General features: G+C 61.7%; 16 protein-coding genes. 8 read left to right on the forward strand and 8 right to left on the reverse strand.

The window, feature by feature from the left end:
- Positions 1 to 10: 10 nt before the first annotated feature.
- The 4 genes from AC3RCP_RS04870 to AC3RCP_RS04885 form a co-directional block, all read right to left on the reverse strand.
- Complete coding sequence (locus AC3RCP_RS04870) at positions 11 to 1,552, reverse strand: amino acid ABC transporter permease/ATP-binding protein (RefSeq protein ID WP_492569130.1); 1,542 nt, start codon at positions 1,550 to 1,552, stop codon at positions 11 to 13.
- Positions 1,553 to 1,650: 98 nt separating this feature from the next.
- Complete coding sequence (locus AC3RCP_RS04875; protein WP_007922149.1) at positions 1,651 to 2,448, reverse strand: ABC transporter substrate-binding protein; 798 nt, start codon at positions 2,446 to 2,448, stop codon at positions 1,651 to 1,653.
- Positions 2,449 to 2,491: 43 nt separating this feature from the next.
- Entirely contained in the window at positions 2,492 to 3,550 is a 1,059-nt protein-coding gene (locus AC3RCP_RS04880) for an isopenicillin N synthase family dioxygenase (protein WP_492569132.1), read from the reverse strand.
- 12 nt (positions 3,551 to 3,562) lie between these two features.
- Positions 3,563 to 4,414 (reverse strand): sugar phosphate isomerase/epimerase family protein, encoded by an 852-nt coding sequence (locus tag AC3RCP_RS04885; RefSeq protein ID WP_101336760.1) that lies wholly within the window; start codon positions 4,412 to 4,414, stop codon positions 3,563 to 3,565.
- A gap of 322 nt (positions 4,415 to 4,736) precedes the next feature.
- Between AC3RCP_RS04885 and yfiR the strand changes: the two genes are divergently transcribed.
- From yfiR to yfiB, 3 genes are read left to right on the forward strand one after another with little or no spacing between them, the layout of a single operon-like run.
- Positions 4,737 to 5,315: a regulatory sequestration protein YfiR gene (gene yfiR / locus AC3RCP_RS04890; RefSeq protein WP_101336761.1), complete on the forward strand. Its 579-nt coding sequence runs from the start codon at positions 4,737 to 4,739 to the stop codon at positions 5,313 to 5,315.
- Positions 5,312 to 6,580: a diguanylate cyclase DgcN/YfiN gene (gene dgcN, locus AC3RCP_RS04895; RefSeq protein ID WP_053259549.1), complete on the forward strand. Its 1,269-nt coding sequence runs from the start codon at positions 5,312 to 5,314 to the stop codon at positions 6,578 to 6,580. The genes yfiR and dgcN overlap by 4 nt, the downstream gene beginning before the upstream one ends.
- Before the next feature lie 4 nt (positions 6,581 to 6,584).
- Positions 6,585 to 7,088: an outer membrane lipoprotein YfiB gene (gene yfiB, locus AC3RCP_RS04900; protein ID WP_101336762.1), complete on the forward strand. Its 504-nt coding sequence runs from the start codon at positions 6,585 to 6,587 to the stop codon at positions 7,086 to 7,088.
- A 164-nt stretch (positions 7,089 to 7,252) separates the two neighbouring features.
- Here yfiB and AC3RCP_RS04905 read toward each other — a convergent pair whose 3' ends face one another.
- From AC3RCP_RS04905 to AC3RCP_RS04915, 3 genes are all read right to left on the reverse strand, one after another.
- Positions 7,253 to 7,534 carry a hypothetical protein gene (locus AC3RCP_RS04905; RefSeq protein WP_223815824.1) on the reverse strand — a complete coding sequence of 94 codons (282 nt, stop codon included), beginning with the start codon at positions 7,532 to 7,534 and terminating at the stop codon, positions 7,253 to 7,255.
- 118 nt (positions 7,535 to 7,652) lie between these two features.
- Positions 7,653 to 8,807 (reverse strand): polymorphic toxin type 44 domain-containing protein, encoded by a 1,155-nt coding sequence (locus tag AC3RCP_RS04910; RefSeq protein WP_492569136.1) that lies wholly within the window; start codon positions 8,805 to 8,807, stop codon positions 7,653 to 7,655.
- Positions 8,808 to 8,988: 181 nt separating this feature from the next.
- A complete protein-coding gene (locus tag AC3RCP_RS04915) occupies positions 8,989 to 9,939 on the reverse strand; it encodes a LysR family transcriptional regulator (protein WP_097140225.1) in 951 nt (316 codons plus the stop codon).
- Positions 9,940 to 10,092: 153 nt separating this feature from the next.
- On the opposite strand from AC3RCP_RS04915, the gene AC3RCP_RS04920 reads away from it, so the two are divergent.
- The 4 genes from AC3RCP_RS04920 (at position 10,093) to AC3RCP_RS04935 (ending at position 13,933) form a co-directional block, all read left to right on the forward strand.
- A complete protein-coding gene (locus AC3RCP_RS04920; RefSeq protein ID WP_007922163.1) occupies positions 10,093 to 11,619 on the forward strand; it encodes a CoA-acylating methylmalonate-semialdehyde dehydrogenase in 1,527 nt (508 codons plus the stop codon).
- Between the two features lie 11 nt (positions 11,620 to 11,630).
- On the forward strand, positions 11,631 to 12,518 hold the full coding sequence (mmsB, locus tag AC3RCP_RS04925) for a 3-hydroxyisobutyrate dehydrogenase (RefSeq protein ID WP_492569138.1): 888 nt from the start codon (positions 11,631 to 11,633) through the stop codon (positions 12,516 to 12,518).
- A gap of 248 nt (positions 12,519 to 12,766) precedes the next feature.
- Positions 12,767 to 13,165 carry a hypothetical protein gene (locus tag AC3RCP_RS04930; protein WP_274305450.1) on the forward strand — a complete coding sequence of 133 codons (399 nt, stop codon included), beginning with the start codon at positions 12,767 to 12,769 and terminating at the stop codon, positions 13,163 to 13,165.
- A gap of 69 nt (positions 13,166 to 13,234) precedes the next feature.
- Positions 13,235 to 13,933 (forward strand): hypothetical protein, encoded by a 699-nt coding sequence (locus AC3RCP_RS04935; protein WP_124319036.1) that lies wholly within the window; start codon positions 13,235 to 13,237, stop codon positions 13,931 to 13,933.
- A 121-nt stretch (positions 13,934 to 14,054) separates the two neighbouring features.
- Here the strand turns inward: AC3RCP_RS04935 and AC3RCP_RS04940 are convergent, their stop codons facing one another.
- The gene (locus AC3RCP_RS04940) at positions 14,055 to 14,405 is read right to left on the reverse strand and encodes a cupin domain-containing protein (protein WP_492569141.1); all 351 of its coding nucleotides are present in this window, start codon (positions 14,403 to 14,405) and stop codon (positions 14,055 to 14,057) included.
- A 266-nt stretch (positions 14,406 to 14,671) separates the two neighbouring features.
- On the opposite strand from AC3RCP_RS04940, the gene kynB reads away from it, so the two are divergent.
- On the forward strand, positions 14,672 to 15,313 hold the full coding sequence (gene kynB / locus AC3RCP_RS04945) for an arylformamidase (RefSeq protein WP_037033901.1): 642 nt from the start codon (positions 14,672 to 14,674) through the stop codon (positions 15,311 to 15,313).
- Positions 15,314 to 15,392 lie beyond the last annotated feature (79 nt).

Here is a 15,392-nt window from a genome sequence, read left to right on the forward strand (position 1 = left end):
CGGCACTCGATCAGAGCGCCGCTGCCAGTGCCGTCGCGCTTGGCTGCTCCAGCCCCATGAAGCGTCTGACCCGTTCCCCCGCCGCTTCTTCGCGGATCGCTTGCGGGCTGGCGTCCAGCTGGATATTGCCGCCCTCCATGAAGATCACCCGATCGGAAATCGACAGGGCAAAGTCCATCTCGTGGGTGACGATCAACATGGTCATGCCCTCTCGGGCCAGGTCGCGGATCACATTCAACACATCGCCCACCAGCTCGGGATCGAGGGCCGAGGTCGGCTCGTCGAAAAGCATGATCTGCGGCTCCATCGCCAGGGCCCGGGCAATCGCCACGCGCTGCTGCTGGCCGCCGGACAACTGGTGCGGGTACTTGTGGGCGTGGGCCAGCAGGCCGACCTTGTCCAGCAAGGCATAGGCCTGCTGCTCGCTCAAAGCCTTGCTGCTGCCGTGGTAACGCGGCGCCAGGCAGATATTGTCGAGGATGCTGCGATGGGGGAACAGGTTGAAGTTCTGAAAGACCATGCCGATGTGCCGCACGCCCTCGCGCACCTGCGGGCTGTTGAGGTTGTCGCCGGCGCTGATGAAGCTGTTGCCGAACAGCACGATCTCGCCCTGGTCGATGCGCTCCAGGCCATTGATGGTGCGGATCAGCGAGGTCTTGCCCGAGCCGGACGGACCGATGATGGAAATCACCTGGCCACTGGCGACGTTCAGGTCGACGCCCTTGAGTACCTGATGATCGCCGTAGCGCTTGTGGATGTTTTGCAGTTGCAGGGCCGGGGCGCTGCCGGCTACCGGTCGTGGGCGAGTGCGGCTGTGCTGCGGTTGTGCCTGTTGCCGGAGCCGCTCGGTGCCGGCTTCATCCAGGGTTTGCGGGGTGCGCAGGTTCAGGTCCAGGTGGCGCTCCAGGCGCTGCAGCAGCCAGGCGAACAGGGTGACGATCAGCACGTAGTACACCGCCACCGCGGCCAGGGTCTCCATCACCAGGAAGTTCTGCGCATACAGGCGCTGGCCGACGGTGAGCAGTTCGGTCAGGGAGATTACCGAGATCAGCGAAGTCAGCTTGACCACGGTGATGTACTCGTTGATCAGGGTCGGCAGGGAAATGCGGAAGGCCTGGGGGATGACAATCAGCCGTTGCAGACCGATCAGGCCGATGCCCAGCGCGCGGCCGGCTTCCTTCTGCCCCTTGGCCACCGAGATCAGCCCGCCGCGATGGATTTCCGCCATGTACGCCGCTTCGGTCACCACCAGGGCGAGCAGCCCCGAGTAGAAGGGGTTGGACAGCACCGAACCGGTGGCCGGAAACAGCTGGGGCAGGTTGTAGACGAAGACCACCAGCACCAGCAGCGGAATGCTGCGAAAGAACCAGATGTACAGCGCTGCCGGGGTTCTGATCCAGGCGGCCGTGGAGAGTTTGGCCGAGGCCAGGAGAAAGCCCAGCAGCATGCCGATGAACCAGGCCAGTGCGCTGAGCTGGACCACGGTGACGCAGGCGTGCCAGAAGCTGGGCAGGGAGAACAGGGAGATGAAGTAGGACCAGTCGAATTGCATAAACACCTCGGGCGGCTTCGGATCGCAGGCATCAGGACGGGCGCTGCGCGCTCGATCGGGGGCCGGTCACGGGCGCATCCCTGCGCCGCAGTGGCTTGTCAGTCAGTCACCGGTTCCAGGTTGTATTTGCCGAGGATCGCGGCGTACTCACCGTTCTTGCGGCTCTCGGCGAAGGCTTCCTGCAGCGCCTTGTAGGTGGCGTCGTTGCCTTTCTTGACGAAGATGCCGAGGGTTTGCTGATAGATCAGGTGCTGGCTGGTGACCACCACCCGACCCTGGGTGCGTTCGGCGATCATCTTCGCCGCGCCGGCGATTTCCACCTGGGCCTGGATGTTCTTCGACAGCAGGGCCTGGGTCACCTCAGGTGCCGAGGGGTATTCGCTGACACTGATCGCGCCCTTGTTGTTCGGCACGCAGTAGTCGCTGGAGAGCTTCTGCAACTGGCTGACCCAGGTGGTGCCCTGCTCCAGCCCGACCTTCAGGCCGCACAGGTCTTCAGGGGTTTGCGGGTTCAGGCCGCTGTCCTTGGACGTCATGATCGCCGCGCCGGTTTTCGCATAGGCGATGGTCATGGCTTGGGTCTGCCGTTCCGGAGTGATGTACATGCCGGAAATGATCGCGTCGTAGCGACCGGCGTTGAGGCCGAGGATCAGGCTGGGGAACTTGGTGTCGACGAACTCGGCCTTGGCGTTCAGGTGCCTGGCCAGGGCGTGGGCCAGTTCCGGGTCGGAGCCGACCACGTTCTTCTCGCTGTCATAGGACTCGAACGGTGGGTAGGTGATTTCCATGCCGATCTTCAGCTGTCCGGGTGTCGCGGTCGAGGCCAGGCCGGCGGTGGCGCACAACAGGCCGGCGGTGAGCAGGGTCAGGCGAGCAACGTTGTTTTTGTTAAGCATCGTGGGTCTCTCCAGGGGATGGAAGCAAAGGGCAAAAGGGTGGTCAGGACGCTTGCGACTGGTGTTTCAGGTGGCCGAAGCTCGAAGGCTTGCGGGCCTTTTCCGGCAGGAGGATCTCGCCGTTCTCCACGCGCTTGCGCAGGTACTGGTAGGTCTGCAGGGCCTGGCCATACATGTGCTCGCCGATGGTGATCTGCTCGTAGTCGTCCGAGGCCTTGGCGAACTGCGGTAAAGGCTTGATCTGGGTATGGAAGTCGCAGGCGTAGAACAGCGGGAACGAGTAGCGCTCCTCGCTGACGCTGCGCACCCGGTGGGCGGTGGCGACAAAGGCGCCGGCGGTCATCACCTCCAGCATGTCGCCGATGTTCACCACGAAGGCGTCGGCAATGGGCGGGGCGTCGATCCACTGGCCCAGGTTGTTCATCACCTCCAGGCCCGGCTTGTCGGCCAGCAGGATGGTGAAGCACTCGTAGTCGGTGTGGGCGCCGATGCCTGGCGCATCCTGGGCCGCGTCGTCGAACGGGTAGTGGATCAGGCGCAGCTTGGAAGGCGGGCGGGTGACCAGGGCGTCGAAATAGTTTTCCTCCAGGCCCAGGGCCAGGGCGAACCCGCCGAACAGGCGCCTGCCGAGGGCGAAGACGGCCGCGTAATAGGCTTGCACCGCCTTCTTGAAGCCGGGCAGTTCTGGCCACTCGTTCGGCCCCAGCAGCGGCGTGTTGGCCAGGACCAGGGGATCGTCGGCCGCGACTTCGAAACCGATGTCGAAGGCTTCCTTGTGATCCGGCTTGCCCTTGGAATACACCTCCTCGCCCTCGGGGACGAAACCCTTGTGGCTTTTCGAGGTGCCGATGTAGTGCTGCATCTTGCTGTCCAGGGGCTGGGCGAAATAGTCCCTGGCGGCCTGGCGCAGGCCGGCGATCAACTGCGGGTCGATGCCATGGCTGGTGATGTAGAGAAAGCCCACTTCGCTGGCGGCCGCTCCCAACTGCTCGGCGACGGCCAGTCGGTGCTCCAGCTCGATGCTGAACAGGCCGGCGATGTCCACCACCGGAATGTGCTTGAAGTTGGCCTTGGCCGGGGTGTTATCGATCTTCTCGGGCATGACGCAAGAACCTCACGGACGGGTTGAGTGGGTGAAGCGGTCGAAGTGTTCGCGCTCGGTCCTGGCCATCCACTGGTTCAGCGACCAGAGGTCGGCCACCGGCACGTTGGTGAAGGGCAGGTGATGCAGGTAGCCGTCGGCGCCGAACTCCGGGGTCAGGGTGCTGACCTGATAGCCACGGGCCTTTTGCGAATGCCAGACGGCTTCCCAGTGCTGCTGGTGGAACGCCAGTTCACGGGCATATTCCGGGGCGGCGGGGTGCGGGACTTGCGGCCCCTGGTCATAGCCGACCCGGGCCTGGATATGGTGAACGCGCTCGACGAAGGCGCTCAGGTCATCGAAGGGGTCATCCAGCAGGCGTTCGCAGGTGACGACCCAGTGGCTGATATCGCTGGTGAACCGCAGGTCGGGCAATTGCCGGATCAGCTCCAGGGTGACCCAGGGATTGAACAGCGAACGGGCTCGGTGAGTCTCGAAGCTGCAGAACTGGCCATGCTTGCGCGCCAGCTCCATGGCCTGGCCGAAGAACTCCACTTGCTGGGCCAGGGGCCAGCGGTCGTTGCCGGCCAGCAGATTGACGAAGCGCGGCGCCAGTTCGGCGGCCCAGGCGAGCTTGCGCTCCAGGTCCAGCAGGTGTTCCTGGAACGCGGCCGACTGTTTTGGCAGGACGTCGTAGGCGGTGAAAACCGTGCAGATGTAGGCGAGGCGATTGTCCCGCAGGAAAGTGCCGAATTCGCCGCGTTCGCGGGCTTGCAAAGGCAGGCGGGCTTCCATACCGTCGAAGCCGGCGGCCAGCAGCTCGTCGAGGGCCTGGGCCGGGCTGGCGGTATAGCCCCAGAGTGTGCGGAATATTTCCAGTTGCATCGGCTAACCTCAAAGATGTCCTGGGCTACTCATGGCACCGCAAAGGCACTGGGCCGAAGCGGCGATACTGGGCAGTAGCAAAAGACATTCCTTGAGCCGGGTCTCTGCGGATCCGGTCTCACCGAGGGCGGTCTGGACGGCTCGCTCTCTGGCGCCGATCTTAAGCAGGCGATGCAGGCATGAAGAATAGGAAGGCTCAAATCGTTACTTCATTTTTTTCTAAACCAATAGCCTGCTACCCATACCTGGGAACCTCGCGGCGGTTTCACCGGCTGTGCTATCGTTGCGGCATCATTGTATGAAGATCAAAGAGAATCCCTGCATGAACGTGGCTGTCTCGGCGACAGAGCGCTTTTCGGGCTGGAGGCAGGTACTGCTGTCCGCCCTGGTCTGTCTGCTGAGCACTTTTGCCGTCGCGCAACCCGAGCCTGCTGCTGTCAGCCTGGCAGACCAGCGCGCCAAGGCGGTGACTCAAGTGGTGCTGGGGATTCTCAGTTATGCGCGCTGGCCGGTGGAGCCGGCGCAATTGCGTCTGTGCGTGGTGGGGCCGACCGAATACACCGACGACCTGGTCAAGGGCACGACCCAGGCCACGGGCCGCCCGGTTCTGGTGCGGCGCTTGCTGGCCGACAACCCGGCCATCGTCAGCGAGTGCGATGCGGTGTACATCGGCAAGCTGACCGACGACCAGCGCGCCCGCCTGTTCACTTCCCTGGTCGGTCATCCGGTATTGAGCATCAGCGAGGGCGGCGACCAGTGCACGGTCGGTAGCCTGTTCTGCCTGCGCGTCAGTGACAATCAGGTGTCATTCGAGGTCAACCTGGATTCGGTGGCCCGCAGTGGCGTGCGGATTCATCCAAGCGTGCTGCAACTCTCCCGTCGTCGACCGGCGGCGCCATGAGCTTCTTCAAATCTCCTGCTCGCCCTACATTGCGTTCGGTCATTGGCCGCGGGCATCTGATTGTCGCCCTGCTGGCCATTTCCATGGCCAGCCTGTCCCTGACATTGCTCGGGGTGCTGGCGTTGCGGGTGTATGCCGATCACAACCTGCATCTGATCGCGCGTTCGATCAATTACACGGTCGAAGCGGCGGTGGTGTTCAACGACAGCGCCGCGGCGACCGAAGCCCTGGCCCTGATTGCCTCCACCGAAGAGGTGGCCGATGCCCAGGTACTCGATGCCCGGGGGCGCGTGCTGGCCCATTGGGAGCGGCCGGAAATCGGTTTGCTGACCGATCTGGAAATGCAGATCGCCCGGGCCTTTCTCGAAAAGCCCATCACCGTGCCGATCATGCATCAGGGCCAGGAAATCGGCAGCATCGCCCTGACCGGGCACGGCGGCAGCCTGCTGCGCTTCCTGCTCAGTGGGCTGGTGGGGATTGTCCTATGTATCGCGGTGAGCGCCTGGGTGGCGCTGTACCTGGCGCGCCGGCAGTTGCGCGGCATTACCGGGCCGCTGCGCAGCCTGGCCGATGTGGCCCATGCCGCGCGCCGCGAGCGGGCATTCGACGTCCGGGTGCCGCCGGCGGAAATTGCCGAGCTGGACAACCTGGGCAACGACTTCAATGCCCTGCTCGATGAGCTGGAAGCCTGGCAAACCCACTTGCAGAGTGAAAACGAAACCCTGGCCCACCAGGCCAGCCATGACAGCCTGACCGGGTTGCCGAACCGGGCGTTTTTCGAGGGCCGGCTGATCCGCGCGCTGCGCAGCGCCAGCAAGCTCAACGAACGGGTGGCGGTGCTGTTTCTCGACAGTGACCGTTTCAAGGGCATCAACGACAACTTCGGTCACGCCGCCGGCGACGCGGTGCTGATGGCGGTGGCGTCGCGGGTGCGCGCGCAGTTGCGCGAGGAAGACCTGGTGGCGCGCCTGGGGGGCGACGAGTTCGCCATTCTGCTGACCCCGCTGCACCGCATCGAGGATGCCGAGCGTATCGCCGAAAAAATCATCGCCAGCATGGAGATGCCGATTGCCTTGCCGGGCAGTACTTCGGTACTGACTTCACTCAGCATCGGTATTGCCGTCTACCCTGATCATGGCACCACCCCGGGAGCTCTGCTCAATGCCGCCGATGCGGCGATGTATCAGGCCAAGCGTGTCTCTCGAGGCGGGCAACACACCGCGGGGTCGGAGCCCCCCGTCGTTCACGTTCAATCCAGGAGCTAATTCTTTGTTTTCACTGACTCGACCTTGCTTGCGACTTTTCACCACCGGCCTGTTGCTGGCGCTGCTTTCATTGACCGGTTGCCAGAGCGTACCGCCCAAGGGGCTGACCCCGCAGCAAGTAGCGGTGCTCAAGCAGGAGGGCTTTGAGCTGACGGACGAGGGCTGGGCCTTCGGCCTGTCCGGCAAGGTGCTGTTCGGCAGCGACATCGATAGGTTGAATGCTGCGAGCACCGGCATCGTTGAGCATATCGGCAAGGCGCTGGTCAGCGTGCACATCGACAAGGTCCGGGTCGATGGCCACACCGATGGCTCCGGCAGGGAAAGCTACAACCAGCAACTGTCCCTGCGCCGGGCGAAAAGCGTGAGCAAGGTACTGGTGGCCACGGGCATGCGCGAAGAAAACATCCAGCTGCGTGGCCTGGGTAGCAGCGAACCGGTGGCCTCCAACAGCACGGTGGCCGGACGCACCGAAAACCGTCGCGTCTCGATCGTGGTCATCGCCGACTAATCGGCGAAGACCATCATGCCAGCAGGCCCTGATTCTTCCTTTACACTGCGGTTCCCACAGCGGGGTGATCCGCTAGGTCTTCGCGATAGCAGGACCAGGCTGTGCCGAGTGGATTTTGCAGCGGTGCTGGCAGGGTGACCTCATAGTGGTGATGCTTGGAGTTCTTAAGGATCAGCAGGGTCCGTAGTGCACTTCTTCAAGCGATCCGTATCCGTGCCGCTCTCTGGGCTGGTATCAATATTGCCATTTAGGTCGAGGTAAATATCCGTTCTTCGCCATTTAGGGGTGATATTGACGCAATGATTACGGCCCGTATCACTCCACCAATAGAACTCCATGAAGAACCCGGCATCTGGAAAAATATGACCAAAATCAGATGTCGCCTCTCCTGGAAATAGGCCCCCGCGTCCACTCCGATAAATTCGGTGTTCGGTATTCCAGGTCATAGAGAGCTTCTCTTTTCCTTCCTTGGAGTAGTGAACCGTGACCACTGGGGTCGCTACCCTCCAAAACACAAAGGGGGACAGCAGTAGCAGAAAGAGAATGCCAAAAATGTACCTGTATTTAATGGGCCTTACATTTGTGGACACGGATACCTTCCCCCCATTCCTTCGGTTGTACTGCAAGAACTTCGTCCATGATCATCTTTGCTGTTATGCCTCCGTTGGGGCGTTGTCGATAGAGTTTCACGCCGATACTAATGGATATTCGGTCAGGTGCATCATCCCAGGCCCTCATGCCCTCGATATCAGCAGAGCGATGCGGGCCGGGCCGTTCCCATTCTGCTTTAGGTTTTTCAAAAATCTCTTCAACCTTCCGAGCAGCGTCCGACCCTATCTGCTCTATACCTGCGCCGTCCAAGAGGACACTTTCAGAGAGTCCACCAGCCAGTCCAACATAGCCATAGTGGATGTTCGACCAGATGTCATAGAAGTAGTCGTAGCCCCCTTGTTTGTTCCAAACATCCTTGAACATTGCTTGTAGCTTCGGCTTGTGGTCCCAGGGTCGGCCCTGACCGACTCGCTCAGTCCAGATAGCCAAAGCTTTCGCTTTCTTTCCCAGCGCTAAGCTATAGAAGTCAGGGCTTTGGCCAAGACGAAGATAGAAAGGAAGCTCCTTATACTTCTTTGTTTCAGCTGTTGGACTAAAGCTGTTGAGGTCTTTCATTTGTCGCACAGACGGGCTGTTGATATTGGTATTCATCTCGCCCGCAATGTAGCTCGCCAGTTCTTCCATCTGGTCTGGGTCATTACAGACCTTTTCTTCTGGCTTCTCTTCAGGCGTCTTAGAGGCCACATTGGGATCGACTAAAGCATTTGCAGCGGTGGCCTTCTCGGTCAGCCTCGGGTCGGCCAGCAAGGTCGCCATCTTTTCATCGTCTACCGAGCCGTCTGGGCGGAACACGCCGAGGGCTGCGAAGTTAATGATTACCGCGTCAGGAGTGGGTTCAAAGACAAAGCCGCCGAAGGTGTTACCCGAGCCCGTGATAATGGTCCCGCCGTGGCTGGTAGGGCTCCCTAAGTGGGCCATAGGACGACCATTCAGGATAATCGATGGAAACCCCGTGGTGATGACCGCGCCACAGCCGCAAGTGTCACCGACTCGGGCTGCTCCCATGAAGTTGATGTTGATGTCGCCAGAAGCGCAAGCAATAGGTGTCGTGCCGTGACCGGGAAGAGGGCAGAGGTGTTTGTCGCCCAGGCGAGCAGAAGAAAGCATTTATCGTCCTTGCATTAGCTGATCCGCGAGGCTCTTTGTCGAGCTTCGCGAACCTAGCAAGTAGCGATGGCTAAGGCTTTAGGACGATTCTGAACTTGGATGGAGAGTCTGTCGGGCTCCGGCAATTACGATCAATCCCTGCCACAAAGCCTTGGCAGGGCCTGCTGATCTTTCTGCAGGACTATGAGTCAGCAAACACCATCTCCCGGCTCTGCCCCATCAGCAGGCCCTGATTCTGTTCGGTCACGCTGCGGATGTAATCCCACAACAGGGTGATCCGCTTGAGCTTGCGCAGGTCCTCGCGGCAGTACATCCAGAACTGCCGGGTGATGTCTATTTCCTCCGGCAGCACTGGCAGCAGGCGCGGGTCCTGGGCTGCCAGGAAGCACGGCAGGATCGCCAGCGAGCGTCCTTGCTGGGCCGCCACGTATTGGGCGATGACGCTGGTGCTGCGCAGGTTGGCGCTGGCGCCGGGCAGCACGTTGGCCAGGTACAAGAGCTCCGAGCTGAACGCCAGGTCGTCCACGTAGCTGATGAATTGATGCTCGCTCAAGTCCGCCGGGCGGCGGATCGGTGGGTGCTGGTCGAGGTATTCCTGGGTCGCATAGAGCCGCAGACGGTAGTCGCAGAGCTTGCAGCAGACGTAGGGGCCATGCTCCGGGCGTTCCAGGGCGATGACGATATCGGCCTCGCGCTTGGACAGGCTGATGAAGTGCGGCAGCGGCAGGATATCCACCGAGATCGCCGGGTAGGCGTCGACGAAATGGCTCAGTTGCGGGGTGATGAAAAAGCTGCCGAAACCTTCGGTACAGCCCATGCGCACATGCCCGGACAGGGCCACGCCCGAGCCCGAGACCTGTTCGCAGGCCATGTGCAGAGTGCTTTCGATCGACTCGGCATAACCCAGCAGGCGCTGGCCCTCGGCGGTCAGGACAAAGCCATTGGTCCGGGACTTTTCGAACAGCAGGGTGCCCAGCGCGCCCTCCAGCGAACCGATGCGCCGCGACACCGTGGTGTAGTCCACCGCCAGGCGCTTGGCCGCGCTGCTGGCCTTGCGGGTGCGCGCCACTTCGAGGAAAAACTTCAGGTCGTCCCAGTTCAGCGAGCCGAGGGAGGTGATGTTTTTTTGCATGATGGACCGGCTTTTATGTGCGTTCTTATTAGAAGTTTGCACATCTATACTCCAAAAACAGTCCGACAACCAACTCGCGACGCACGCCTCATTTCAAGGCGGTCCCACGCCTTGGCTCCCTGCATAAGAACCTCAAGAAGTCAGGAGACCCGTATGAACGCATCCCTCAAGTCCGACGGCACTACCTTGCAGCAGGTCAAGCTGCTGATCGACGGCCAGTGGGTCGAATCCCAGACCCGCGAGTGGCACGACATCACCAACCCGGCCACCCAGCAGGTGCTGGCCAAGGTACCTTTCGCCACGGCGGATGAAGTCGACGCCGCCATCGAAGCCGCGCATCGCGCCTTCCAGACCTGGAAGCTGACCCCGATCGGCGCGCGGATGCGCATCATGCTCAAGCTGCAGGCGCTGATCCGCGAACACTCCAAGCGCATTGCCCAGGTGCTCAGCGCCGAACAGGGCAAGACCATCGCCGATGCCGAAGGCGACATCTTCCGCGGTCTGGAAGTGGTCGAGCATGCCTGTTCGATCGGCAGCCTGCAGATGGGCGAGTTCGCCGAGAACGTCGCCGGTGGCGTCGATACCTACACCCTGCGCCAGCCGATCGGTGTCTGCGCCGGGATCACCCCGTTCAACTTCCCGGCGATGATTCCGCTGTGGATGTTCCCGATGGCCATCGCCTGCGGCAACACCTTCGTCCTCAAGCCTTCGGAACAGGACCCGCTGTCGACCATGCTGCTGGTGGAGCTGGCGCTGGAAGCCGGGGTTCCGCCTGGCGTGCTCAACGTGGTGCATGGCGGCAAGGACGTGGTGGACAAGCTGTGCACCCACCCACACATCAAGGCGGTGTCGTTCGTCGGCTCCACCGCGGTGGGCACCCACGTCTATGACCTGGCGGGCAAACACGGCAAGCGCGTGCAGTCGATGATGGGCGCGAAGAACCATGCCGTGGTGCTGCCCGACGCCAACCGCGAACAGGCGCTCAATGCCCTGGTCGGTGCCGGGTTCGGCGCGGCCGGCCAGCGTTGCATGGCCACCTCGGTGGTGGTCCTGGTGGGCGCGGCGAAACAATGGCTGCCGGACCTCAAGGCGCTGGCGCAGAAACTCAAGGTGAATGCCGGCAGCGAGCCGGGCACCGATGTCGGGCCGCTGATTTCCAAGCGCGCCAAGGAGCGTGTGCTGAGCCTGATCGAAAGCGGCATCAAGGAAGGCGCCAAGCTGGAGCTGGACGGCCGCGACGTCAAGGTGCCAGGTTTCGAGCAGGGCAACTTCGTCGGCCCGACCCTGTTCTCCGGGGTGACCACTGACATGCAGATCTACACCCAGGAAATCTTCGGCCCGGTGCTGGTGGTGCTGGAAGTGGACACCCTCGACCAGGCCATCGCCCTGGTCAACAGCAACCCCTTCGGCAACGGCACCGGCCTGTTCACCCAGAGCGGCGCGGCGGCCCGCAAGTTCCAGACCGAAATCGATGTCGGCCAGGTCGGGATCAACATCCCGATTCCGGTGCCTGTACCGTTCTTCAGCTTCACCGGTTCCCGTGGTTCCAAACTGGGCGATCTGGGGCCCTATGGCAAACAAGTGGTGCAGTTCTATACCCAGACCAAGACCGTCACCAGTCGCTGGTTCGACGATGACAGCGTCAACGATGGCGTGAACACCACCATCCATTTGCGTTGAGGAGTCCGCTCATGAAAATCGCATTCATCGGTCTGGGCAACATGGGCGCACCCATGGCGCGCAACCTGCTCAAGGCCGGGCATCAGTTGAACCTGTTCGACCTGAACCAGGCCGTGCTCAAGGAACTGGCCGAACTGGGTGGCAGCATCAGTACCTCGCCGCGCGCCGCCGCCGCAGACAGCGAGCTGGTGATCACCATGCTGCCGGCCGCGCCCCATGTGCGCAGCGTCTGGCTGGGTGACGACGGAGTGCTGGCCGGTATCGCCCGTGGCACGCCGGCGGTGGATTGCAGCACCATCGACCCGCAGACCGCCCGCGACGTGGCCGCGGCGGCTGCCAAGCAAGGCGTGGCCGTGGCCGATGCGCCGGTATCCGGCGGTACCGGCGGCGCGGCGGCGGGCACCCTGACCTTCATGGTCGGCGCCAGCGCCGAACTGTTCGCCACCCTGCAGCCGGTGCTGGCGCAGATGGGCCGCAATATTGTGCACTGCGGTGACGTGGGCACCGGACAGATCGCCAAGATCTGCAACAACCTGCTGCTGGGCATCTCGATGATCGGCGTCAGCGAAGCCATGGCCCTGGGCGATGCCCTGGGGATCGACACCAAGGTGCTGGCGGGCATCATCAATAGCTCCACCGGGCGTTGCTGGAGTTCCGACACCTACAACCCCTGGCCCGGTGTGATCGAAACCGCGCCGGCCGCCCGTGGCTACACCGGTGGCTTCGGCGCCGAGCTGATGCTCAAGGACCTGGGCCTGGCCACCGAGGCCGCCCGCCAGGCGCACCAGCCCGTGGTGCTGGGCGCCGTGGCGCAGCAGCTGTACCAGGCCATGAGCCAGCGCGGGGAAGGGGGCATGGACTTCTCGGCTATCGTCAACAGCTATCGCAAGCCGAGCTAGGCACTGCAAAGCCTGCGCTCTTTAAAGAGCGCAGGTTTCGCCAACCTCTGTGAACGCTGCAAGCTTTCCGGGACTCACGTCGGGTGGGTTCCCGGTTTTTTGCATCTGCAGCCGGGGGGCGTGCGGATTTGGTGCGATCGCAGTAGCACTGCAAAAATCACTGGCTATTCCCGTTATTCTGATCGGTTACAAGTGGGCTATTGATTGCGATCTACAGTCAATCTGAATGCCACAGGGAGGGCTGAAAGATGATTGACGAACTGACGCATGCCAAGGAGATTCTGGCCGCTCAAGAGCAGAAATACCGCAGGTCAGCGTTCAAGTGGAAGCTTGGCTACAGGACCCTCTTGATCATCTCGGCAGTTCTGGCTTCCGCTGCGGCAATCGTCTCGAAGCTATCCATTATCGAAAGTAAGGAAACCGCCGCCGACCTGTCATCGATCTTGGCGGGCGCCGCGGCTGTGGCGATGACCATCATTGCTTCGCTGGATTTCGAGTCGAACTTCCGCGTAAATCGACGTTCTCGTCACCAGGTCCAGCTCCTGCTGCTCGAGGCGCAGAAGTCCGAGGTTAAAGCGGATACTTTGCTGGATGGGCTGAAGGACGTAGTCAACCGTCGCACTCTTGAACTGGACAAACCTGATTGATCGTCGCTGTAGAGAGCATCAGGGGGGGCAGCCGACTCATGAGCACTGAGCTTCGACAGGAGAGCCAATATGACAACGGAAGAGCAGATCGCAAGGCTGGAGTCAGAGGTGGCGAAGCTCAAGGATCGAGGAAAAGACGGTTGGGACAAGTTTGGTGTCGCCTGCTCGGCGCTGATACCGATCACCATTGCAGGAGTGGGTGGGTTTTACTCCTACTACTCTCAGAGTACTGCTACGGCAGTGGCGGACATTCGAGCAGTGGCCGAATCAAAGATCAAGCAGGCCGAGCTGGTCTCTAAGTTCTTCGAGCCCTTGATGGGGAGTGATCAACGGCGCAGTGAGTTTGCAGTACGGGCGCTGCTGGTTGCTGCTCCGGACTATGGCCCGACCCTGGTTCGAGTGGTTGCCGAGAATACCAAGGCGCCCGTCGAGGCGGCCTATGCTACTGACGCACTGGGCGAGCGACGGGATGCACTGATCAGGCAGATGTTTAGCGACGACGCTCGTCAGCGAGTGGATGGCTACCAGCAGTTGCTGGCGTCATGGGGAAGCGACGAGCTCTTGATCCCGGCGGTCATCGCCTATGGCAGTGGCAATACGTCCAATGGCAATGGTATTTACAACTCATTGGTGCTGCTGAGTCATATGCAGCGCGACACTATTCAAAAGCGTAAGGCAGACATCATCGCCTTCACTAAATTGGTGGAAGGAAAGGGCGATAAAATTCGTGAGCGTGCGGATGTCCTGCGTTCACGTCTCGGAGCCTGAGGCTTGGTTTTGGGGGCTTTCAGGGGGCGGTCTGGCTGGTGAAAGGAAGAGAAGCAGTTCCTCGATAGGGATTGCAGCAACCTGTATCGAAGCATTTGTTTCTCTCCTTTCCGGAGATTCGTCAGGCGAACACGAAATACTTGCGCACGGTCTCGACCACTTCCCAGGTGCCTTTCATCCCCGGCTCGACCACGAAGATATCGCCGGCGCGCAGGTGGAGAGGGTCCATGCCGTCCGGGGTGATCACGCAGTAGCCTTCCTGGAAATGGCAGTACTCCCATTTCACGTAGTCCACGCGCCATTTGCCGGGCGTGCAGATCCAGGTACCCATGATCTTGCTGCCGTCTTCGCTGGTGTAGGCGTTGAGGTTGACGGTGTGCGGGTCGCCTTCGAGCTTTTCCCATTTGCAGGCATCGAGAACCGGCAGCGGGTGGGTGTCGCGCAGAACGGTGATGGGGGCAGTCGCGGTCATGAGGACTCCGGGGTGTTGGCTGATAACTGAAGTCGCACCCTATAGCGCCCGGCACCCGGCCAGTTGTCTGTACTCGACATCGGGGTGCCCAGAAACGCAGTACCCGCCCGTGAAGTGTTGCCGCGGTTTGCATTGAAATTTCCGAGCGCGAATCAGTGATTTCCTGGCAGTTCATGCGAAAGATTCCGCGGTCGCCGGAGCATTTCGCAAGAATCTTCACGGGCATCGCTCGTATGATTCAGGTCGAAATGGCCGAGAGCAGCGCTATGAGCACAACCCCAAGCTGGTGGGACATCAGCCCGCCCCTGAGTACCGCGACCCCGACCTGGCCCGGCGATACGCCATTCCAGGAAGAGCGGGTCTGGCAATACGGGCCCGAATGCCCGGTGAACGTCGGGCGCATCACCCTGTCGCCGCACACCGGTGCCCATGTCGACGCGCCGCTGCACTACAGCGCCGATGGCGCGCCGATCGGCGAGGTGCCGCTGGATGTCTACCTCGGCCCGTGCCGGGTCGTGCATTGCCTGGGCTGCGGGCCGCTGGTCTTGCCCCGACACCTGGAGGGGCACCTGGACAACCTGCCCGAGCGGGTGCTGCTGCGTACCTATCGACAGGCGCCGTTGAGCACCTGGGACCCGGATTTCAGCGCCGTGGCCAAGGAGACCGTCGAGCTGCTGGCCAGCCACGGCGTGCGCCTGATCGGCATCGACACCCCGTCCCTCGACCCGCAGCAATCGAAAACCATGGAGGCCCATAACGCCGTGGCCCGCCATGGCCTGGCGATTCTCGAGGGCATCGTGCTCGACGAGGTGGCCGAAGGCGACTACGAACTGATCGCGCTGCCCCTGCGTTTCGCTCATCTGGATGCGAGCCCGGTGCGCGCCATCCTGCGGCCTTTGCCGCGATAATTCCTACAATAGTATTTACAACAACGAAGCTTCGGCCCCGCGCGCCCTCGATCAAGGTCGGCGCCGGGTGATCGACCGG

This window comes from Pseudomonas sp. GW822-FHT05A08, assembly GCF_058800485.1.

What these genes read in the sequence shown, in the direction of transcription:
- AC3RCP_RS04905 (WP_223815824.1), bottom strand. Translation starts at nt 7,534, where the DNA reads ATGACCTGGAATACCGAACACCGAATTTATCGGAGTGGACGCGGGGGC.
- mmsB (WP_492569138.1), top strand. Translation starts at nt 11,631, where the DNA reads ATGAAAATCGCATTCATCGGTCTGGGCAACATGGGCGCACCCATGGCG.
- AC3RCP_RS04885 (WP_101336760.1), bottom strand. Translation starts at nt 4,414, where the DNA reads ATGCAACTGGAAATATTCCGCACACTCTGGGGCTATACCGCCAGCCCG.
- AC3RCP_RS04935 (WP_124319036.1), top strand. Translation starts at nt 13,235, where the DNA reads ATGACAACGGAAGAGCAGATCGCAAGGCTGGAGTCAGAGGTGGCGAAG.
- AC3RCP_RS04880 (WP_492569132.1), bottom strand. Translation starts at nt 3,550, where the DNA reads ATGCCCGAGAAGATCGATAACACCCCGGCCAAGGCCAACTTCAAGCAC.
- dgcN (WP_053259549.1), top strand. Translation starts at nt 5,312, where the DNA reads ATGAGCTTCTTCAAATCTCCTGCTCGCCCTACATTGCGTTCGGTCATT.
- AC3RCP_RS04940 (WP_492569141.1), bottom strand. Translation starts at nt 14,405, where the DNA reads ATGACCGCGACTGCCCCCATCACCGTTCTGCGCGACACCCACCCGCTG.
- AC3RCP_RS04920 (WP_007922163.1), top strand. Translation starts at nt 10,093, where the DNA reads ATGAACGCATCCCTCAAGTCCGACGGCACTACCTTGCAGCAGGTCAAG.
- yfiR (WP_101336761.1), top strand. Translation starts at nt 4,737, where the DNA reads ATGAACGTGGCTGTCTCGGCGACAGAGCGCTTTTCGGGCTGGAGGCAG.
- AC3RCP_RS04910 (WP_492569136.1), bottom strand. Translation starts at nt 8,807, where the DNA reads ATGCTTTCTTCTGCTCGCCTGGGCGACAAACACCTCTGCCCTCTTCCC.
- AC3RCP_RS04930 (WP_274305450.1), top strand. Translation starts at nt 12,767, where the DNA reads ATGATTGACGAACTGACGCATGCCAAGGAGATTCTGGCCGCTCAAGAG.
- kynB (WP_037033901.1), top strand. Translation starts at nt 14,672, where the DNA reads ATGAGCACAACCCCAAGCTGGTGGGACATCAGCCCGCCCCTGAGTACC.
- AC3RCP_RS04870 (WP_492569130.1), bottom strand. Translation starts at nt 1,552, where the DNA reads ATGCAATTCGACTGGTCCTACTTCATCTCCCTGTTCTCCCTGCCCAGC.
- AC3RCP_RS04875 (WP_007922149.1), bottom strand. Translation starts at nt 2,448, where the DNA reads ATGCTTAACAAAAACAACGTTGCTCGCCTGACCCTGCTCACCGCCGGC.
- AC3RCP_RS04915 (WP_097140225.1), bottom strand. Translation starts at nt 9,939, where the DNA reads ATGCAAAAAAACATCACCTCCCTCGGCTCGCTGAACTGGGACGACCTG.